Annotated in this window: 20 protein-coding genes and 3 tRNA genes; 12 read left to right on the top strand and 11 right to left on the bottom strand. The window is 41.4% G+C overall.

From position 1 onward, the window contains the following. Positions 1 to 4: 4 nt before the first annotated feature. Positions 5 to 1,066 (bottom strand): YafY family protein, encoded by a 1,062-nt coding sequence (locus tag AB5627_RS07300; protein WP_022287088.1) that lies wholly within the window; start codon positions 1,064 to 1,066, stop codon positions 5 to 7. A gap of 370 nt (positions 1,067 to 1,436) precedes the next feature. On the opposite strand from AB5627_RS07300, the gene AB5627_RS07305 reads away from it, so the two are divergent. From AB5627_RS07305 to AB5627_RS07315, 3 genes are read left to right on the top strand one after another with little or no spacing between them, the layout of a single operon-like run. Continuing rightward, a complete protein-coding gene (locus tag AB5627_RS07305; protein WP_265290912.1) occupies positions 1,437 to 3,452 on the top strand; it encodes an AAA family ATPase in 2,016 nt (671 codons plus the stop codon). 16 nt (positions 3,453 to 3,468) lie between these two features. Beyond that, positions 3,469 to 5,235, top strand: a complete 1,767-nt coding sequence (locus AB5627_RS07310; RefSeq protein ID WP_368369761.1) for a leucine-rich repeat domain-containing protein — start codon at positions 3,469 to 3,471, stop codon at positions 5,233 to 5,235. Then, entirely contained in the window at positions 5,232 to 5,987 is a 756-nt protein-coding gene (locus AB5627_RS07315) for a metallophosphoesterase (RefSeq protein ID WP_022287085.1), read from the top strand. Before AB5627_RS07310 ends, AB5627_RS07315 begins: the two co-directional genes overlap by 4 nt. A 10-nt stretch (positions 5,988 to 5,997) precedes the next feature. Here the strand turns inward: AB5627_RS07315 and AB5627_RS07320 are convergent, their stop codons facing one another. Continuing rightward, positions 5,998 to 6,360, bottom strand: a complete 363-nt coding sequence (locus AB5627_RS07320) for a hypothetical protein (RefSeq protein ID WP_022287084.1) — start codon at positions 6,358 to 6,360, stop codon at positions 5,998 to 6,000. A 92-nt stretch (positions 6,361 to 6,452) separates the two neighbouring features. On the opposite strand from AB5627_RS07320, the gene AB5627_RS07325 reads away from it, so the two are divergent. After that, entirely contained in the window at positions 6,453 to 6,908 is a 456-nt protein-coding gene (locus AB5627_RS07325) for a hypothetical protein (RefSeq protein WP_022287083.1), read from the top strand. A 198-nt stretch (positions 6,909 to 7,106) separates the two neighbouring features. Here AB5627_RS07325 and AB5627_RS07330 read toward each other — a convergent pair whose 3' ends face one another. The 9 genes from AB5627_RS07330 to AB5627_RS07370 form a co-directional block, all read right to left on the bottom strand. Next, positions 7,107 to 7,640: a hypothetical protein gene (locus AB5627_RS07330; RefSeq protein ID WP_022287082.1), complete on the bottom strand. Its 534-nt coding sequence runs from the start codon at positions 7,638 to 7,640 to the stop codon at positions 7,107 to 7,109. Between the two features lie 428 nt (positions 7,641 to 8,068). Further along, the gene (locus tag AB5627_RS07335) at positions 8,069 to 8,479 is read right to left on the bottom strand and encodes a hypothetical protein (RefSeq protein ID WP_022287858.1); all 411 of its coding nucleotides are present in this window, start codon (positions 8,477 to 8,479) and stop codon (positions 8,069 to 8,071) included. 65 nt (positions 8,480 to 8,544) lie between these two features. Next, entirely contained in the window at positions 8,545 to 9,063 is a 519-nt protein-coding gene (locus AB5627_RS07340) for a pentapeptide repeat-containing protein (protein WP_038670388.1), read from the bottom strand. 461 nt (positions 9,064 to 9,524) lie between these two features. Beyond that, positions 9,525 to 9,860 (bottom strand): hypothetical protein, encoded by a 336-nt coding sequence (locus tag AB5627_RS07345; RefSeq protein ID WP_022287692.1) that lies wholly within the window; start codon positions 9,858 to 9,860, stop codon positions 9,525 to 9,527. Positions 9,861 to 9,873: 13 nt separating this feature from the next. After that, a complete protein-coding gene (locus AB5627_RS07350; RefSeq protein WP_265291068.1) occupies positions 9,874 to 10,266 on the bottom strand; it encodes a hypothetical protein in 393 nt (130 codons plus the stop codon). Between the two features lie 12 nt (positions 10,267 to 10,278). Beyond that, positions 10,279 to 10,545: a DUF4314 domain-containing protein gene (locus AB5627_RS07355; protein WP_265291069.1), complete on the bottom strand. Its 267-nt coding sequence runs from the start codon at positions 10,543 to 10,545 to the stop codon at positions 10,279 to 10,281. 244 nt (positions 10,546 to 10,789) lie between these two features. Then, positions 10,790 to 10,874, bottom strand: a tRNA-Tyr gene (locus AB5627_RS07360). A 21-nt stretch (positions 10,875 to 10,895) separates the two neighbouring features. Beyond that, positions 10,896 to 10,971, bottom strand: a tRNA-Thr gene (locus AB5627_RS07365). A 98-nt stretch (positions 10,972 to 11,069) separates the two neighbouring features. Then, positions 11,070 to 11,146 (bottom strand) — tRNA-Pro (locus AB5627_RS07370). Between the two features lie 390 nt (positions 11,147 to 11,536). On the opposite strand from AB5627_RS07370, the gene AB5627_RS07375 reads away from it, so the two are divergent. The 8 genes from AB5627_RS07375 to AB5627_RS07410 all read left to right on the top strand — a co-directional run bounded on the left by AB5627_RS07375 (position 11,537) and on the right by AB5627_RS07410 (position 19,818). Continuing rightward, positions 11,537 to 12,508 carry a hypothetical protein gene (locus tag AB5627_RS07375; RefSeq protein WP_022287590.1) on the top strand — a complete coding sequence of 324 codons (972 nt, stop codon included), beginning with the start codon at positions 11,537 to 11,539 and terminating at the stop codon, positions 12,506 to 12,508. A 300-nt stretch (positions 12,509 to 12,808) separates the two neighbouring features. Then, a complete protein-coding gene (locus AB5627_RS07380; protein ID WP_195552301.1) occupies positions 12,809 to 13,678 on the top strand; it encodes a substrate-binding domain-containing protein in 870 nt (289 codons plus the stop codon). Between the two features lie 360 nt (positions 13,679 to 14,038). Continuing rightward, positions 14,039 to 14,875, top strand: coding sequence for a phosphate ABC transporter permease subunit PstC (pstC, locus tag AB5627_RS07385; RefSeq protein WP_038672900.1), 837 nt, complete (start codon positions 14,039 to 14,041; stop codon positions 14,873 to 14,875). 5 nt (positions 14,876 to 14,880) lie between these two features. Continuing rightward, the gene (pstA, locus tag AB5627_RS07390) at positions 14,881 to 15,726 is read left to right on the top strand and encodes a phosphate ABC transporter permease PstA (RefSeq protein ID WP_022287587.1); all 846 of its coding nucleotides are present in this window, start codon (positions 14,881 to 14,883) and stop codon (positions 15,724 to 15,726) included. Between the two features lie 3 nt (positions 15,727 to 15,729). Beyond that, positions 15,730 to 16,485, top strand: a complete 756-nt coding sequence (gene pstB / locus AB5627_RS07395; RefSeq protein ID WP_022287586.1) for a phosphate ABC transporter ATP-binding protein PstB — start codon at positions 15,730 to 15,732, stop codon at positions 16,483 to 16,485. A 36-nt stretch (positions 16,486 to 16,521) separates the two neighbouring features. Further along, positions 16,522 to 17,181 carry a phosphate signaling complex protein PhoU gene (phoU, locus tag AB5627_RS07400; RefSeq protein ID WP_117863092.1) on the top strand — a complete coding sequence of 220 codons (660 nt, stop codon included), beginning with the start codon at positions 16,522 to 16,524 and terminating at the stop codon, positions 17,179 to 17,181. Positions 17,182 to 17,340: 159 nt separating this feature from the next. Further along, a complete protein-coding gene (locus AB5627_RS07405; RefSeq protein ID WP_022287584.1) occupies positions 17,341 to 19,122 on the top strand; it encodes a Na/Pi cotransporter family protein in 1,782 nt (593 codons plus the stop codon). Positions 19,123 to 19,140: 18 nt separating this feature from the next. Beyond that, positions 19,141 to 19,818, top strand: a complete 678-nt coding sequence (locus AB5627_RS07410) for a response regulator transcription factor (RefSeq protein WP_022287583.1) — start codon at positions 19,141 to 19,143, stop codon at positions 19,816 to 19,818. Positions 19,819 to 19,828 lie beyond the last annotated feature (10 nt).

The raw sequence follows: 19,828 nt of genomic DNA on the forward strand, positions 1-19,828 counted from the left end.
TTAGTCACCTCTCTTGATTTCCATACATCTCAGACAATGCCGAGATCTCTTCTTTTACAATATCCACAGCCCTCTTTGGCGAGGTCAGCTTCACAGCTTTTCTGTTAGCTATCGCCCAGCGTACAGCCGTCTGGATATTTGCCCTGAACGTCACGTCATAGATATCGTCATTACCTATGACCTTATTGCAGGTGAACTCATTCCCGAATGTATCAAGCACAAGACTTATGTCTTTCTTTTTTATGTTGATATGTACACGCTCCACAGTTCCGTCAAGCATATACCTGTTAAGATTTTTGTATTGCACAGGCTTCAGATCCCTCGGAACATTGCTAAGCGTCTTTACATCTCTCATAGAGCCGTCCTCTTCGCAGATACTCGCCTTTAGGATCTTGTCTATCCTGAAATGACGAAGATCATTGTAACGAACATCACTTGCAAGGAGATAGTAAAAGCCGTCTACCATAACGATGCCATAAGGGCTGAGCATAACACGTTGAAGCTTTATACCGCTCTGTGGGTCGCTCTTAGTGAGAAGCTTGCCGTTCTTGTCATAATCGCTTATGGTAACATCAAGCTTCCTGTTGGTGTTCATAGCCTCTTTGATATTTTCTATCACCAAGAAAATGCTCTTGTTGCCATAGTGAAAGGTCTCTCTGAGATTGGCTTCCTTGCTCTTTGTGTTACCCGTAGATAAGATGTTTATCTTTTTTATCAGATCCCTCACATAGTCCGCAGGGAGCATTGGCGAGTATATGATGCTGTCTGCCAGAAACTCATATTCCTCAGCGGTGATGTCAGAGGCGTAGTAAATATCTGTGATGTATTTTTTATCGCTTTTATCATCATCATCGTTGTCATTGTCTGCGATGAAAACATTGCAGCTTTCATTGCCTATTATGCTCTTCAAATGCTGAGCCACCGTCTTGCGGTTAGGCTTTATGCCAAGCTTTTCCTCAAGATAACCGCAGATCTGCTGCTGAGTAAGGGGGTGCTTTTCGTCACTGTGTTCTTTGAGTATCTCAATGATCTTGTGCGAAAGCATATCTGTTTTTGTATATGACATTTTTGCCCTCCTGTTCTGTGATATCTTTCTTTCAATATATCACTTTTGCTTTATTTTGTCAATTGTGTGCCGCCAAGTTTTTGTATCATAAAAGGATACATCACCTGCTTTAGCACCCTAATAGGCAGCCTGTGCCCGAAATCCGCTGTCAGCATATTTTCCTCGCCGCCATTTCTGCGGTGTATATCTTGCTCTTATCCATTGTATCAAGTCCTTTCTTTTTGTGTTGCTCTTATCATACCACCCACCATGGGTAAAATTTCGGATATTAAAAACTTCCGCTATGTCCACATTTTTGAACATTCCAGGTGCTATAATGCAGATACAGACGAAAAACAAGAATGAGAAAAGACCACGGAGGCGGATTTTTATGCGTTGTTACAGAGCAAGATGTATACTTGAAGAGTCTATTATCAGAAGAACAAGGGATAATGAAGAAGAGTACGATATATTCTTTGATGAGAAAAACCAGCTTATAAACGAGTTCAATGAAATGGCACGCATCATGCCCAACAGAAGCTGTGCCTTTATATCAAGCGCCGTAAAAGATCAGGCGACCATAGGGGTAATGATGACAGACATTGAAGCCGACGTGAAAGCCTATGTAAAGAACTTTTTCTCCTTTATAAAGCTTGAGTGCGTGGATATAAGCTTCGAGGAAATAACAGTGGAAACGTTCAAAAGAATGATCCCCAACGGCTATCATGATAATTTCAAGTTCGATGAAGACCTGCTGAATGATTATGAACTGGACGACCTGTTCAGTAACTATAGAAGATCGTACATAAACGAAAATATCACAAAGTCCATTGATAAAAAAGATGCACTGGCCGTAGCAAAAAAATATCTCTGCTCAGATACCTTTGAGCCTGAGCTTAAAAGAATATTCAGAAAGAACAGCGTCGGTGTGACAAAAGGCATACCGGTACATTATTTGATCCAAAGCGATAATGCCCATAGGCTTGCCGATACCCTTGTAAGCTCCCTGTATTCAAATAACAGACTAGGCTGTGCAAGATATACCGTCCTCGACCTTTATAATTTATCAGCCCGAAGCTCAGATATCCGTGAACTGTTCCGTGTTTGCAGCGGCTCTACTATCATAATGAATTGTTGTGGTTTAAAGTGTACCAACAGCGATAATTGTACAGCCGATGAAACTATCCCCGATATTATATTTGACCTCATCAATGCCTACAAAAACGAGATACAGTTTATTTTTACCTTTTCAAATGACGGACCTTCTCTCCCTGACGCTGTGGAAGAAAAGCTCGGCGCTATCACATTCGTGAAGCTTGCGGACGATACTGTAGAAAACGAAGATGCACATAAATATCTCAGAAAGCTTTGCAGAGAAGAGAATACCTCCTGCGATAAAGACCTCCTTTCCCTGTGCGCAAAGGATACCCCATATAGAGCAAGCGAGCTTATGGGTATGTACGATACTTGGTATTCAAATGTCCTGAAAACAAAAATCTATCCCCAGTATTCAAACTTCAAAAAGCTTTATGACAGGGAAGAAGCCAAGGAGATAAAAGGCTCTGCCTACAGCGAGCTTCAGGAGCTTATCGGACTTGATTCCGCCAAGAGCGTTATCGAAAAGGCGATAACATATTCAAAGGCGCAGAAAATTTTTGCCGATAAGGGCATGAAAGAAAGCCGAACAGCCATGCATATGGTGTTCACAGGCAACCCCGGCACAGCAAAGACCACAGTTGCAAGGCTGTTTGCAAGAATACTCAAAGAAAACGGCGTGCTTTCCAAAGGCGACCTTATCGAGTGCGGACGTTCCGACCTTGTTGGAAAATATGTTGGCTGGACAGCTGTTCAGGTGAAGAATATGTTCAAGAAAGCTAAAGGCTCAGTGCTTTTTATCGACGAAGCCTATTCCCTCTGCGATGACCGCTCAGGCTCTTATGGCGACGAAGCCATAAACACTATCGTGCAGGAAATGGAGAACAACCGTGACGATATGGTAGTCATTTTCGCAGGCTATCCAAAGGAAATGAACGACTTCCTCGACCGCAACCCTGGTCTGAGATCAAGAATTGCGTTCCACGTCAATTTTGAGGATTATACCGCCGAGGAGCTTCTTAGTATCGTCCATCTTATGGCTAAAAACAATGAACATAAGCTTGCCGACGACGTTGACGAAACCCTCCTGCCTTTTCTTGAAAGGGTCTGCAAGAAGCCGAATTTCGGCAACGGCAGATTTGCAAGAAATCTTATAGAGGGAGCACTGTTCGGTCAGGCACTCAGGCTCACAAGACAGAATTTCAGCACCATGACAATGGACGATATCGTGACCCTAAAAGCCCGTGACTTTGACCTCACCGAGGACGATACCCTCGAAGAAGAGCCAAAGCATATAGGATTTAACAGATAAAGAAAGGATAATATTTATGACAAAAGTTTTTACACAGGATATGGCAAAAAGAATGGTAGCTTATGAAATAAAGACTCCCTTTGGCTCGAGTTCTCTTGGACTTGCTATACCGGAGGGCTTCACAAGGATAGAAAAGGGCGCTTTCGAAAATATGGATATCGACACTGTGATATTCCCTAAGTCCCTTGAAGTTATCGAGGATAACGCCTTTAAAAACTGCAGACTGAGAGAGGTGCGTTTTCCTGAACAGGTCAGATATATAGGCAACAGTGCCTTTGAGGATTGTGTATCCCTCCACAATGTCGAGTTTGAGTATGACCTTATAGAATATATAGGTGATCGTGCTTTCTATAACTGCATAAGTCTTACTGACATTAACAGCACATACAGTATCGAAATACCGAGGAGCGTAAAATATATCGGCAGAGACGCTTTTGCACGTTCAGAGAGCTTTTATGAAGACGAACACCTTGACTTGACTATACTCTCAAACCCTGATATAAAGATCGACTGCTGCTACTCCCACGAGCCTATAGACCTTTCTGCCTTTGCCACGAAGCCAACAGCACAACACTTCGCAGAGTATGGCGTAATAAGTGCCAATGAGCAGTATGGCGGCGAAAGATATGTTTTTACTGGATATAACGCCAAAGAGCTTTACGCAGATTATATCCTTAACCGAAAAGACCCATATGAAGATTTTATTGCCAGAATACCCGAGGGCGTTACGTTTATATGCGATAGTGCTTTTGAGCATATGCCTGTTGACGAGGTGATATTACCAAATTCTCTTCAAGCTATCGGCGAGGATAGCTTCTCAAGCACTAATATCTCAGAAATAGTTATCCCACCAAACGTTGAGAGTATCGACCGTTTTGCATTTGCCCGTAATGAATTTCTTGAAAAAGTCACAATAAACAGCGACAAAATATCCAAAATGGATGCGTGGTTTGACGATTGCCCAAGCCTTGAAAGCATAACAGTTCCCCCTTGTATCAAAGAGATCACAAGCTATACATTTGACAACTGCATCAATTTAAAAAATATCGAGATAAGCGAGGGTGTTGAGAAAATAGAGTGGAATGCCTTTGACAACTGCAAAAGCCTTAAAAAGCTCGTTCTCCCTACCACCATAAAGACCCTTGAAAATGGCTGGGGCAGAGGACTTAATACAGGCAAAACAGGAGAAGTGACCGAAATAATATTCAAAGGCCACGAGGATTGGAAGATACCAAAGGGTTATCATATCAAAAGCTATAAGGAGGGCAAGCTTGATATAGGCAAGTGTTTTCCTGAGGGAGGCAACAACCCTGCAAAAATAAAATATTTCACCACCGAAGAAATGCTTGAAGAAATAGAAGAGCTTTATAACAGAGCTGTAAGGTATGAGGAAGGCAACCCCGACAGAAAAAATGATGATGAAATGAACAGATATTGGCATATAGCAGTTTTTTATAAGGATATATATGTTTCAAGCGACCCCGCAGGCGACCATGTAGGCGAATCTTATCACCATTTCACCATTGGCGGAAACACCCGAAAGGAGCTTGAATATATTCTTTCCCACCGAGAGGGCATACTCTTTTCGTTCATAGAAACATACCTGCCCGATGTGGATATGTACTGTATTTACTGTGACGATGAGGAGTTCGATTGCGATCAGGACGATGTAGCCTATAATATAGAGGACGCTTTCTTTATGAGAAAATACGCCCCCGGCCTTAAAGAACTTCCAATGAACCTTATCACCAGACTTAGACTATGTGAGGAGCGTAAAAGATGATATATGTAGTTGGCGACCTCCACGGAGATCTTTCAAAAATAAAAAAGCTCCATGAGGATAAGAAGCTTAGTAAAAGCGATACAGTTATCCTCCTCGGAGATACCGGACTATCAAGCACATATGAAATGTTTGCCACAAGCCTTAAAAAACAGCTTGCGGCTATCCCCACAAATTTTCTCTGCGTCCGAGGAGAATTTGACGCACTGAATTCTATTACCTATACAGAATCAGAGCGTTGGCATCTTCATATAACAAATGGCAAGATACACGATAACAGCTATAAACAGAAAATATGGAACTGTGGCAAAGGTGATTATGAAGAAGCCTATCCCAATATCCTCTATGCCAATGACGGCGAGATATTTGTTATCGAGGATAAAGCTATCCTCACCATAGGCGGAGCTTGTATGCAGAATAAACAGTGGCGGTCAGATATCTTTGGCATAGAGTTTATTCCCGATAAGCCTCAAAAAGTGGTCAAAGATAAAGCAAAATTCAATCTCGAGCAGTATGGCTGGAAAGTGGACTATGTTGTGACCCATACCTGCCCCTATGAGTATAGACCAACAGACCGCTATATCCCTGACCTGAACACCGCCAAGTGCTTCAAACGGCATTATGATAACGAAAAGTTTCTTTCCAAAATAAGAAATAAGCTTGTCTATGAAATGTGGCTCTGCGGACATTTCCATTTAGATCGTACTGTGGGCAACGTGAGATTTCTCTATGACGATATCTATGAGATAAAATAAAGCGCAGGCACTATGGAGCATACGCTCTGTAGTGCCTGCTTCCGTCATTTTTGACCCTCACAAAATCAAGCTCATCAAGCCCGAACAGCCTTGTAAGCTCCGCCAACATCTCCTCACTGTTCAGCGCAGGATTAAGATATATCACAGCCTTGCCGCCCTTTATCTCCACTCTGCCCCGAGGATAATAATTGTACTCTTTCCCATGTGTTACGTTTTTCGGCAGTCCCTCCCAAGTCAGCCTGTGATTGAAATTATCCCCCGACTTTGAGTTAAGTCCACTGCCGTCACCAATAACATTTCCCGATTTGTCGCACTCTAACTTCTTTGTATATAATTCACCCTCGATAAGCCAGAATATTCCCTTGTATATCATATTATTCACCTCAATATGATAATACCGTTTCCTATGTCCTAAATTGCACACATAGGTTGTGATATTATAATATCAGTGAAAGGGGCGATACCATGGTAACATCAAAATCAGTTGAAAAGAACAACGAAGAATGGTACAACAAAACCGTGCAGATATTTGAATGCTCGTACCGCACAGACGCAAGCTTTGTGATATCTCACATAAAGTCTGCTCAGAAAAAGTTCACCTGCCAAGGCTATCTTATCACAGCCGCAAAAGGGAAGCCCCTCAAAGTCTTTTCGGGCGAGAGTGAAGCAATAGAAAAGCAGTTGCAAAACAGCAAGATACCATATTCACAGCTTATCACAGTGCAAAATAACAGGTCCTTGCAAACTGCCTATATAGCCTATACCAAGGATAAACAAAAGCTCACAGAAGCCCTGAACAACAGCGGCTTCACCATCATAGAAGTTGTGGACAGCTTTATGTCAGACTATGATAAAGTAATGATAAGAGTTGCCGAAAACATCTCACAGCGTCATTTGTTTGACAGCATAGGACTATGGTAGGGAGGTGACAGCATCGTGACGATCCCCTGCGAGCGAAGCCCACCAGATTTGGTGTGCTTGACTAAAAAATCCCCGCCCTTGACTTCCACTTTATGAGTACGGCTGTCTTTAGGAACATTATTAAGTTTGAGATATTGTCATCAATTTGTACGAGTGTAAAGATAATCTTCCATATTTGATATAAGTAACAAACTTCTATTAAATCTCTATTGTCACTTCTTCATATCTACTACTATCTTCGGAACATTTAACTCTAATAGTCAGCTCTTGTTCATCTTCTAGGACTTCATAATAGTGTTTTTCAATCGGATCATAGTCACTTTGCAAAGCCAATGGCTCATCAACTTTTTTCATTACTGCTCCGTTCCTGCAAATACATATATCACACCTGTTTCCGAACATTGTTCTGTTCACACGGGCAATTACTGATATATCATCAGATGAATATATGATATGATTTTTCCAGTCAGAAAACATATCTCTACCAACAAAACTGATTATTACCGCAATTATCAATAAGCCGAATATTTCGATCTTTGACAGGGCACCTTTTTGGTATTTTATTAGCTTTACGATCGTCAATGCTATCACAAGGTACGACAGATAAGTGCATAAAAGCAATACGCTGATATGGTCGCTGAATAGCTCGTAATACCTGTTTACAAATAGCAACAATAGAATGAAAATCAGTAAAAATGTATTTATCTTAGTGAGCACATTATATTTTTTCATAAGAACGACCTCTTAGTAACTTATTTTACATAATAGCGCTAATTTTGTTATAATAATTGTATCCTTCTATATATGCGTTTGCTAAATTAGAATCTACTATACCATTAAAGTATGTAGTCATTAATTCATTCTCGGTCAGTTTATTAGGATATCTCGATCCCTGTTTCCAGGTCACAGTTGTTTCATAACACCCGTAATCTTTAAAGGAATGTGCTAGACCATAGTAATGTAAATTATACAAATCACCTTCCGAAGAATCATTACTCCACTTATAGCAATCAAATAAATAGAATCTTATCTTTATTGTTTTTGAACAAATATACACTGCCACATTTTTCACATCTCCGCACATCATATTTCAAATCATTTGGTTCTGGCTGATATACGCGCATGCCTATGTGTTTACAACATAATCTCAAGTTAAACCCCTACGGATAATAAATACTGATTGCATCTATAGGTACTTTATATTCATCACAGTTATCTTCATCTTTTAATTCAAAGCATATACCCGATATATCTCGTAATTCATAAGTCGGCACAATATCATATTCACCGGTTTTGATGTCACCGATGTATTCTTTAACATCAGCCAAGGAAGAACCTATACCTATGGTATCATTAAATGTTCCTTTGAAATCCCCATATACTGTAATCTGCATAATAACATTATTAACCAGTAAGAACATCATATTCTTTGTTACAATTTTGATACAAGTTGGTAATACTATCTTCTTATACGCAATATTTTCTAATTGAATAGTTTTTATCAACTTATGATATGTCATTCCCAACTTATATTTGCCAACACTTTCCCCAGGTATAATTTGCAATTTCATGTAAGTTCTCCTTTTTATTTTTGCCGTACAGATTTTAGTCTGTACGGCAAAAATAATAGCAATAGCTAAATATTATAGTTAAGTAGATATTGAAGAGCTTTTTCATCCGATAATATTACGGGTGTTTCGATTGTTCCAAAATTAATGTTCTCAAAAAATGCGTTTTTTAATCCCTTACAGTTATTTATTGTAATATCGTGAAATAAACAATCCGAAAAATAACTATTCTCGAAATTAACATTTTCAAACATAACAGATTCAAATTTGCATTTTTCAAAATTGTTTCCACATATTAATGAATCAAAAAAGGAGATAGAACTAAGATTAATATCATTAAACTCATTTCTTATAAAATTAGTATGGCAAATACTGCAATTAGATAATGATGAATACCCAAATTTATTTTTACCAATACGAGCAGTTGAAAAAGTACAATAATCCAATTGGCTTTCGAAAATCATTGAATCATATAGTTCAAAATTGCTATGATTTACTTTAAAAAAATTACAATCTGCAACATAAATAGATTCGTAATGAGGTTCACTAAGATAAGAAAATGATTTATTTTCGTAATTCCTAAACATATAGCATCTCCATTAATAGTACCACAAGATATACTCAGAATATCCCATTTCTTCCAATGCAGCTTTAAGTTCAAACAAATGCTCATTTGTTAAACCAACAGTATCTATTATTACATAATAACCTTTCTTGATTTCTTTTGTAACATCCGCCGTTGCGTTTTGTAATTTAAATGCGCCTTTTCTTGGAGCGGTTTGACCATTTGGATATGAGCGAAAGCTTTTTATATCATATTTTTTATTTGTTGATGTATCAATATAATCTGCACCACCGTTTGTTACTAAGTTTTGTTATAATACAACATATTTCCATCTCTTATCCAAATAACTGTTGAAATAGTTCTTGTATATTTAAAATGATTCTTACTGTCTGAGCCTTCGTGGTTTGGATCAATCTTACATTGCGGACAGCAATACCCGAAATTGATTATTGATATGCTCTATTTCATTGTACTGGGTGCTGGTTAAAATCTATTGCAAAACATATCTGTGATTTTCCCTGTATCCATATCTATTATCAAGTATCTTCCTAAAGTATCAACGACTGTCAACCCTTTGGTTATTGTGATGCCCACATACGGAAGCTGTTTTTGACCAATAAATTTGCTGTCAGGCTTTTTGATTTTCCACAACTTGTGAAGTTCATTATCAAAGCAATAAACTAAGTTATAGTCGTCGCCTGTGAAGTCCTCAAGTATAATCAGATACTCTGACATAACGATATAATCTATTATTTTTCTTTTCATAGTTACCGACTTATCGTTATATGTGAGAATGTTATTCATAATGGATACTTTCAAAAAAAACATCTCCTTATATTTTTCTTTTATTGTAAAACCATTCAGCTTTCTCTTGACCCAAAAGGTTATACTGTTGCGCTCCCGAATCACCGCCAAACAATGCATTTGGAATATGCTGGCCTTTTGATTCGTTTATTTTAGTGTAAATATCTTGCCATGCTCTATACCATTCTTTTCCGTCAACAATCATATACTTACTGAAGTGTGTAGTCTCCACACTTACAGTTGAATTCTCCTCGTCAAGAATGGTATCCAGCTCAACAAAATTGTCATTTTCTTCATCATACCATAAAAACAGTAGGTTGTCAAACTCAGTATCACCAAGCTTAGACTTATCGATCACATATGTAAGCGTAGCCTTATCGAACTTCGAAGTCGTTTTGATCTCAAAAGGCTCACCGATCAAACCCACTGACCGTTACATTGACATATTCATTTCTTCTTCCTCAATTTGTTCCAATTCTTCTCTGATAACGTGAAAATCGTCCACGCCTGGGATCACTCCGAGCGTTCTCCCGTTGTCAAAGATACAATGCAAAGTGCCGATGTCATCAACGTGATCGACCTTGCCAAACGTCCCCGACTCAACAGGGAACGGGTCATCGTTCATTTGGTCAAGGCAGATGCGAGTTCCTTCGGGATACCGTTCTTTCAGCCATTCAATTTTCTTTTGATCGTAATACATTACACATCCCTCCTTTTTCTACAAATGAAAAAAGGCTGTTCTATCATCGTCACTTAAATTCGTGACAATAGACAAAACAGCCTTTAAAACTTTGTGAATATTTTTTCAGAACAAATCGGCAGGCTCAGAGCGGAATCCGCTCAAAGTCTGCCGTTATGTTCGATATTTTTTGTTGTGTAGGGTTCGACTCCCTTTTTTTCGTTTTCTAAACATCAAAAAAGCCCGCAGAAGTCTGCGAGCTTTTTGGTGGGAGAAGGTGGATTCGAACCACCGAAGCTAGAAGCAACAGATTTACAGTCTGCCCCCTTTGGCCACTCGGGAATTCTCCCATATGAATGAAAACAAAATAATGGAGCTGGTGGACGGACTCGAACCCCCGACCTGCTGATTACAAATCAGCTGCTCTACCAACTGAGCTACACCAGCTTGTATTGCTTGATCTGTCGAACTGACGATATCTATTATATCATATCTCCAAGCACTTGTCAAGCATTTTTTATTTTGTTTTCATTTTTTTAATAAAGTGGTCGAGGCGACAGGACTTGAACCTGCGGCATCTTGGTCCCAAACCAAGCACTCTACCAAACTGAGTTACGCCTCGTAGTTGACGTTGCACACGGTGGGGAAAAGTCTCCAGCCACGGAAAAGTTCCAAGCTTTGTGTGCCTTGAGCTTCATAGATGTTTCTGTGAAGCATTTGTCTGCGTCATCAGACAGCTTAATTATTATACTCCCCAATGCCTGTTTTGTCAATAGGTTTTTTATCACTTTGTATACTTGCACAATTACACCCCGCTTAAAAGCGATACAAATATCATTATTCAACAAATTATACCGTGATATCATACGAAAACATCAAAAATAATGTCCATAAAAGAGCCTTTTTTAAAAGAATGGTATAATTTGATGATATTTTGGTGAAACCTGTTGATTTTTAAAATGGTTTGTGTTATCATTATATTTAACAGATAATATTCGGGAGGAAAGTAAAAATGAAAACAAAGGAATGTCCTTTTTGCCATAAGGAAATATCCGAAGAAGCAATACTCTGTAAGTATTGCCATAACCTGCTTATAGACGAAAGCACACCTGTTACGGAAGATAGCAAGCAGGAGGAGCAGAATTTCACCTCTGCTGACGATGCTGACAGAACAAGAGTGTTCACAAAGCAGGAGGCACAGGAGTATGAAGAGAAAACAAGAGCCTTTTCTGTGCCTAAACAGCCGGAAGAGCCTACAGAGTTTTTCTCCACACCAATAGCTGATAGCCATGATAATAATGACGGCTCTGAGAATTATCAGGATAATTATGATAATGGCGATTATTCTGACGATGAAAACGATTATTCCGATGATGATACAGAGGATAACGATGACGCTTCCAGAAAGAAGCTCTTTGCAATTACTGCCACTATCACAGTGGGTATACTTGTGGTGGTCATTCTTGCTATAGTTGCAGGCTATAAGATCTTCGGCTTTGGCGGAACAAATAATAAGACCACTACTACTACAAAGCCAAAAACAACTGTTGCCGCTGATGACGACAGTAAGGGAGGCGTGTTCGTCGATACCGAGAGCAGTGCAGTTTCTGCTGACACAAATACCACTACCTCACAGCCGGCTGACGAAAGCTCAACACCAGCCACCGAAACCTCTGCACCTGATACAGAAACAACGACAACTACCACAACAACTGCCTCAGATACAGAAACTACAACAACTACCACAACTACAGCAGACTCAAAGCCTGACGAAACTACAACAACTACATCAGCCGAGAGCGGAGATTCTGCAAAGGCTGTCGCCGCTATCACAGCTCAGATAGACGGCAAGGTGTCTTCATATGAATACAGAACTGAGGACGCAGGCTTCATGTACTATTACGTCTTTACAGAAGACGGTCATGGCTACAGCGCCGCATATAATAAGGCAGACGGCTCAGTTGTACTTGTACAGAGCTACTGATTTTAAATAGAATATCACCGATTTTACAAAGTGCGTTTTCCTTGTGAGAACGCACTTTTTGTTTATACAAAAGTATTTTACATTGTGCATAGCAGTGTAAAGCCCGTTTTTGTGTGTAAATTCCTTTGCAAACATCTTACAATGACTTTACTTTACTTCGGTTACTGATTTTACAATGCTGATGTATCATAAGTATATCACCTGAATAGAAATAACATGAAGACCTGCACACAGGGTGCAGAGAGAAAAGGTGCAAATCAAAAAGCCCAAAGGGCAAGTATAAGAAAGAGGTTTTATATCATGAAAACAAGAACATCAAAACTGGCAGCGATCTTTACATCAGTTGCACTTGCAGCCACAATGCTCGCAAGCTGCGGAGGAAGCTCAGATAAGATCACAGTTATCTCCCGTGAGGACGGCTCAGGAACAAGAGGCGCATTCATCGAGCTGACAGGTATCGAGGAAAAAGACTCTAACGGCAACAAGACCGATAACACAAAGAAAGACGCCCTTATCTGTAAGTCAACAGACGTTGTGCTTACTCAGGTGTCAGGAGATAAAAACGCTATCGGCTATATCTCATTCGGCTCACTGAACGATACAGTAAAGGCTCTTAAAGTAGAGGGTGTTGAGCCTTCTACGGCAACTATCGAAAGCGGCGACTATAAAATAGTAAGACCTTTCAATATCGCTGTTAAAGACGGACTTTCAGACGCCGCTCAGGACTTTGAGAACTATATCCTCAGCTCAGATGGTCAGGATATCATCGAAAAGGCAGGCTACATAAAGATCGACAAGAGCGCAGCAGCTTACGCTTCAAACAACGCTTCCGGTAAGGTAGTAGTCAGCGGTTCATCATCAGTAACACCGGTTATGGAAAAGCTTGCAGAAGCATATCAGAAGGCAAACACAAACGTAACAGTAGACGTTCAGCAGTCAGACTCATCAACAGGTATCAAGGATGCTATCAACGGCACATCTGATATCGGTATGGCTTCAAGAGATATCTCAGACGACGAGCTTTCACAGGGTATCAAGTCTGTAACTATCGCTCAGGACGCTATCGCAGTTATCGTAAATAAGGATAACGCAGTTGAAGATATTACAATGGACGAGATAAAGTCTATCTATACAGGCTCAAAGACAACATGGTCTGACGAAAGCAAATAAATTGCTGTAGGGGCGACCTGAGGTCGCCCGCCTGTGAAAGACCAATAAAAAATAAGGGCGGCTATAAGTCGCCCGTAGCTTGTTGAAAAAGTCTGAAACAAGTGGGACGTCGAGGGCGCCGTCCCCTACAAATGGCGAAAATACGCTGTTTGTATGTAGGGGCGAACAGCGTTCGCCCGTTATTTGAGTTTTTTTCGACAGGCTGAGGACGGCTATAAGTCGCCCCGTTTGTCTAAGCAAAAAACAAGTGAAAAATTTTCAGAGGTGATAATTACGTTGACGGAAAACACAGCGGTGGCAGCGAATACAGCCGCTCAGAAGCCAACAGCAAAACAAAGTTCCCACCTGCTTGAGAAAGCGATGAAAGCATTGTTTTTCCTTTGCGCCTGCGTTTCAGTTGCGGCAGTAATAGTAATATGTATCTTCATGTTCGCTAAAGGCTGTCCTGCAATCGCAAAAATAGGCGTGGGAAACTTCCTCTTCGGCACAGACTGGAGTCCTAGAAACGTCCCTGCTTCATATGGTATCTTCCCTATGATAGTCGGCTCTCTCTACTGCACCGCAGGAGCAATAATGATCGGTGTGCCGATCGGACTTTTAACAGCGATATTTATGGCAAAGTTCTGTCCTAAAAAGCTTTTCAAGTGGCTCATGCCTCCAATAAATCTTCTTGCAGGCATACCGTCCATTGTATACGGCTTTTTCGGCATGGTAGTTGTAGTTCCTATCATAAGAAACCTTTTCGGCGGAACAGGAAACAGCGTGCTTACAGTTTCCATTATCCTTGGTATCATGATACTTCCTACTATCGTGGGCATGAGCGTGAGCGCACTTAAAGCCGTTCCTGACAGTTACTATGAGGGCGCAGTCGCCCTTGGCGCAACACACGAAAGAGCGGTTGCAACAGTCGTTTTCCCTGCCGCAAAGTCAGGCATACTCGCAAGCGTTATCCTCGCAGTGGGCAGAGCAATAGGCGAAACAATGGCAGTCATCATGATAGCAGGAAACTCCACTATCATTCCTCACTCACTCCTGGACAGCGTCCGTACCCTCACAGGCAATATCGTTATCGAAATGAGCTATGCCGAAGGACTTCACTATGACGCTCTTATCGGAACAGGCGTTGTGCTGTTCGTGTTCATTCTTCTTCTGAACCTTTGCTTTAACCTTGTCACAAACAGAAAGGATAAAGGGTGATAAAAATGTCAGACAGAATGAAAACCTATAAAACACACCCCATGTCATTGGTGTTTAATATCCTAACCAAAATAGCAGTTGTGCTTACCATAAGCGTGTTCGTTCTTATCGTGGGCTATGTGGTGATAAAGGGCGTGCCTTATCTGAAACCGTCCCTCTTCGCAAAGACCTATACCACCGAGAACGTGTCAATGCTCCCCGCTATCGTGAACACCTTTGAAATGCTTCTGGTGTCCCTTGCAATAGCCGCACCTCTGGGCATATTCTGCGCAATATATCTCGTTGAGTATGCAAAGAAAGGCAATAAATTTGTCAGAGTCATAAGACTTACTACAGAAACACTTTCAGGTATCCCGTCAATAGTCTACGGACTTTTCGGAAATATGTTCTTTGTGCTTGCCCTTAACTGGAAGCTCTCAATGCTCTCAGGCGCTTGCACATTGGCGATAATGGTGCTTCCGCTCATAATCCGTTCTACCGAGGAAGCGCTGAAATCTGTAGACGACAGCTTCCGTGAGGGCAGCTACGGACTTGGTGCAGGAAAGCTCAGAACTATCTTCGTTATCGTTCTGCCTCCTGCCATAAGCGGTATCCTCTCAGGCGTTATCCTTGCAATGGGAAGAATTTTCGGCGAAACAGCCGCTCTTATCTATACCGCAGGAACTATCGCCAAGTATGCAGGCCTTACAGACTCAGGACGTACCCTTTCTATCCATATGTATTCACTTTCAAACGAGGGACTTTATATGAACGAAGCAAGCGCTACAGCAGTTGTCCTGCTGGCAGTAGTTCTGCTTCTTAACGGACTTGCGTCCCTTGTTGCCAGAAAGCTTTCCAAAGGAGGAAACTAATAAATGACACAGCCAAAATTGCAGGTGAAAAACTGCGATCTCTTTTATGGAGATTTTCAGGCTCTCAAAAATATAAACTTGTCCATAGCCGAAAAAGAGATAACCGCATTCATAGGTCCTTCAGGCTGCGGAAAATCCACTCTTCTTAAATCCCTCAACCGTATGAACGACCTCGTGGAGGGCTGTAAGATAACAGGGGATTTTACCCTTGACGGGGAGAATATCTATAAAGATATGGAAATAACCGAGCTTAGAAAGCGTGTGGGAATGGTTTTCCAGAAACCAAACCTCTTCCCGATGTCCATATATGATAATATCGCATACGGCCCAAGAACTCACGGCATAAAGAAAAAAGCCGACCTTGACGAGATAGTCGAAACAACTCTCCGTCAGGCTTCCGTGTGGGACGAAACAAAGGATAGACTTAAAAAGTCAGCCCTGGGTATGTCAGGCGGACAGCAGCAGCGTATCTGTATCGCAAGAGCACTTGCCGTAAAGCCGGAGGTGCTTCTTATGGACGAGCCTACATCAGCCCTTGACCCTATCTCCACTATCAAAATAGAGGAGCTTGCCACAGAGCTTAAAAAGAATTACACTATCGTTATCGTCACCCATAATATGCAGCAGGCGACCCGTATATCCGATAAAACAGCCTTTTTCCTCCATGGCGAGATAGTCGAGTTCGACGAAACTCAGCGTATCTTCTCCAATCCTAAGGAACAGAAAACTCTCGAGTATATCACAGGACGTTTCGGATAAACGCTTTGGAAATATAGGTGAAAGGAAGAAATATCTATGCGTGCGAATTTTGACAATAAGCTCAGCGAGCTTAACAAAAAGCTGCTTTCTATGGCAGCAATGACAGAGCAGATAATCGCAATGTCAATAAAATCTCTTGAAGAGCAGAATACAAAGCTTGCCCGTGAAACGGTGGAGTTTGACGCCAAGATAAACGAGGCGGAGCGTGAGGTAGAGAGGATCTGTCTTAACCTGCTCTTGCAGCAGCAGCCTGTTTTTGCCGAGGATCTCAGACGTGTGTCCGCTGCACTTAAAATGATAACCGATATCGAGCGTGTTGGCGATCAGTCAGCAGATATTGCAGATCTGAATATCCAGCTTATAAAGAAAAAGCAGAAATGGGATCTTAGCGATATCAGTGAAATGGCAAGAGCCGCCACACAAATGGTGAACGACGCTATCGACGCCTATGTGAACGACGACGAGAACCTTGCCCGAAAGGTCATAAGCTCTGACGATAAAATAGACGAGCTTTTTGTAAAGACCAAGGATAAGATAATTGACGAGATAGCCGCCGATAAAGCAAACGGTGAAAAAGCTATAGATACCCTTATGGTGGCAAAATACTTCGAGCGTATCGGTGACCATGCGGTAAATATCGCAGAATGGGTGGTATTCTCCGTAACAGGCGTCCATAAAACAGAAAGAATCATGTAAAATATCATTATAAAAGGCGGAAATACCGCCTTTTTGCTCTTCTTGTACGATTTTACTCAGATTTTACTCAGCCTGATTTGTTATTTTACAATTATGTTGTATAATGTTCATTGTAAACATTGTAACAATAGTGTAAAATTATTATCAGGGAGTGTCAGTATGACGATTTTTAATGTTCTGACCCTTATAGGCGGTCTTGCAATGTTCCTTTACGGAATGAATGTAATGGGTAACGGGCTGGAAAAACTCGCAGGAGGAAAGCTTGAAAAAATATTTGAAAGGCTCACCTCAAACCCTATCAAGGCAATGTTGCTTGGACTTTCTGTAACAGCGGTCATTCAGTCCTCCTCAGCCACTACAGTAATGCTGGTGGGCTTTGTAAACGCAGGCATCATGAAGCTCCATTCCGCCATAGGCGTTATAATGGGCGCAAATATTGGGACTACCGTAACAGCGTGGATATTGTCTTTGTCAGGACTTAACGGCGACAGCTTTATTATCAATATGCTCAAGCCGTCCTCGTTCTCGCCTATCCTTGCGATAATAGGCGTTGCAATGCTGACATTCTCAAAAAACGATAAGAAAAAGGATATCGCATCTATACTCGTAGGCTTTGCAGTGCTCATGTTCGGAATGGACTCAATGAGCGGTGCAGTCGCACCTCTTAAAGACGTTCCTGAGTTCGCAGAAGTGCTTCTCTGGTTCAAAAACCCTATTCTGGGCGTTCTTGCAGGCGCACTTCTTACCGCTATCATTCAGTCGTCCTCAGCGTCAGTGGGAATCTTGCAGGCTCTCTCAGCCACAGGTGCAATAACCTTCGGCTCAGCGCTTCCTATAATTTTAGGACAGAATATAGGTACTTGCGTAACAGCACTGCTTTCATCAATAGGCACAAGCAAAAACGCAAAGCGTGTTGCAGTTGTCCACCTCTATTTTAATATAATAGGAACACTGCTTTTCCTTACAGTTTTCTATCTGCTCAATGCCTTTATCGGCTTCTCGTTCGTTGACGGAGTTGTGGGCGCAAAGGAGATAGCTATTGTGCATACTATATTCAACCTGTCAACATCTATCGTGCTTCTGCCATTTATCAAAGTCCTTGAAAAGCTTGCCTACCTCACTGTCAAAGACAAAGAGGGGGAGGGAAATAAGGACAATATCGAAGAGCAGTTCAAGCTTCTTGACGAAAGATTTCTCCAGTCACCGTCTTTTGCAGTTGAAAAGTGCAGAGAGCTTACAAACCGCATGGGCGAGATAGCAAAAGAAAGCATAGACATGGCAATGAGCATCTGCGTCGATAAGTACGATAAGGAAAAGGCAGAGCAGATAGCCGCAAATGAAGCAGCCGTCGACCTCTATGAGGATAGACTCGGCACATATCTTGTAAAGCTTTCGAGCCGAGATCTTTCTGCAAAGGATTCTCAGTCAGTTTCAACTATACTTCATGTTATAGGCGACTTTGAGCGTATCTCCGACCATGCCATGAATATGGTGTCCGTTGCCGAGGAAAAACAGCAGAAGGATCTGAATTTTACATCACAGGCAACAGCCGAAGTAAAAGTCATGTGCAGTGCTGTAAGAGATGTTTTGGATATCGCCATGGAAGCCTTTGAAAAGCACGATCTGGAGCTTGCCACAAGAGTTGAACCGCTTGAGGAAGTGGTGGATAAGATAAGAACAAAGCTTAAAAACCGCCATGTAAAAAGGCTTCAAACAGGCGAGTGTACCATAGAAATGGGCTTTGTGTTCTCCGATCTGCTCACAAATTTGGAAAGAGTTTCAGACCATTGCTCAAATATAGCGGTCTGTCTTATACAGGAAAATGACGAAAGCTTTGACGTCCACGAGTATGTCCAGATGCTTAAAAATTCAGGCGAGGGCTTTGACGGACAGGTCAAGCGCTACAGCGAGAAATACGCTCTGCCTGCTAAAGAGTTTTAACGAAAAGGGGTAAGATCTATGGCACTTATATATTGTGTAGAAGACGATGACGGAATAAGAGAGCTTATATCCTGCGCACTTAAATCAGGCGGATATGAGGTGAAAGCATTTCCAAAAGCAAAACCGTTTTATGAAGAGATAAGAAACAAAGAGCCTTCGCTGGTGCTTCTTGACATAATGCTTCCTGACGAGGACGGATATTCCATACTTTCAAAGCTCAAAAAAGACAGCCACACTCAGGACGTTCCTGTTATAATGCTTACCGCAAAATCAAGCGAGCTTGATAAGGTGTCAGGTCTTGAAATGGGCGCAGACGACTATATAACAAAGCCGTTCGGCGTAATGGAACTGCTTTCAAGAATAAAAGCCGTTTTAAGACGTGCAGGCAAGCAGAATGCCGAAGCCGATGTCATAGAAGAACAGGGCGTATCCCTTGACGCATCAAGACGTATCTGTACATATAACGGTCAGGAGGTCGTTTTGACCTATAAGGAATTTGAGCTTTTGATGTATCTTATGCGCCATAAGTCCATAGCCGTGAGCCGTGATAAGCTTATGGAAATGGTCTGGGGCTATGAGTTTGCAGGGGAAACAAGAACTGTTGATATGCACATCAAGACCCTCAGACAAAAGCTTGAAGCCGCAGGCTGTACGGATCTTATCAAAACAGTCCGTGGCATAGGCTACAAAATATAAAAATTTTCAG

Source organism: Ruminococcus sp. RTP21198st1_G1_RTP21198_201120 (genome assembly GCF_040924265.1).
Taxonomy (GTDB): Bacteria; Bacillota; Clostridia; order Oscillospirales; family Ruminococcaceae; genus Hominimerdicola; species Hominimerdicola aceti.

Bases quoted from the DNA above. Each gene is read 5' to 3' on its own strand.
- pstA (WP_022287587.1), top strand. From the start codon at position 14,881: ATGTCAGACAGAATGAAAACCTATAAAACACACCCCATGTCATTGGTG.
- AB5627_RS07315 (WP_022287085.1), top strand. From the start codon at position 5,232: ATGATATATGTAGTTGGCGACCTCCACGGAGATCTTTCAAAAATAAAA.
- AB5627_RS07355 (WP_265291069.1), bottom strand. From the start codon at position 10,545: ATGTATTACGATCAAAAGAAAATTGAATGGCTGAAAGAACGGTATCCC.
- AB5627_RS07320 (WP_022287084.1), bottom strand. From the start codon at position 6,360: ATGATATACAAGGGAATATTCTGGCTTATCGAGGGTGAATTATATACA.
- AB5627_RS07380 (WP_195552301.1), top strand. From the start codon at position 12,809: ATGAAAACAAGAACATCAAAACTGGCAGCGATCTTTACATCAGTTGCA.
- AB5627_RS07375 (WP_022287590.1), top strand. From the start codon at position 11,537: ATGAAAACAAAGGAATGTCCTTTTTGCCATAAGGAAATATCCGAAGAA.
- pstC (WP_038672900.1), top strand. From the start codon at position 14,039: ATGAAAGCATTGTTTTTCCTTTGCGCCTGCGTTTCAGTTGCGGCAGTA.
- pstB (WP_022287586.1), top strand. From the start codon at position 15,730: ATGACACAGCCAAAATTGCAGGTGAAAAACTGCGATCTCTTTTATGGA.
- AB5627_RS07410 (WP_022287583.1), top strand. From the start codon at position 19,141: ATGGCACTTATATATTGTGTAGAAGACGATGACGGAATAAGAGAGCTT.
- AB5627_RS07310 (WP_368369761.1), top strand. From the start codon at position 3,469: ATGACAAAAGTTTTTACACAGGATATGGCAAAAAGAATGGTAGCTTAT.
- AB5627_RS07405 (WP_022287584.1), top strand. From the start codon at position 17,341: ATGACGATTTTTAATGTTCTGACCCTTATAGGCGGTCTTGCAATGTTC.
- phoU (WP_117863092.1), top strand. From the start codon at position 16,522: ATGCGTGCGAATTTTGACAATAAGCTCAGCGAGCTTAACAAAAAGCTG.
- AB5627_RS07325 (WP_022287083.1), top strand. From the start codon at position 6,453: ATGGTAACATCAAAATCAGTTGAAAAGAACAACGAAGAATGGTACAAC.
- AB5627_RS07340 (WP_038670388.1), bottom strand. From the start codon at position 9,063: ATGTTTAGGAATTACGAAAATAAATCATTTTCTTATCTTAGTGAACCT.
- AB5627_RS07335 (WP_022287858.1), bottom strand. From the start codon at position 8,479: ATGAAATTGCAAATTATACCTGGGGAAAGTGTTGGCAAATATAAGTTG.
- AB5627_RS07300 (WP_022287088.1), bottom strand. From the start codon at position 1,066: ATGTCATATACAAAAACAGATATGCTTTCGCACAAGATCATTGAGATA.
- AB5627_RS07305 (WP_265290912.1), top strand. From the start codon at position 1,437: ATGCGTTGTTACAGAGCAAGATGTATACTTGAAGAGTCTATTATCAGA.
- AB5627_RS07330 (WP_022287082.1), bottom strand. From the start codon at position 7,640: ATGAAAAAATATAATGTGCTCACTAAGATAAATACATTTTTACTGATT.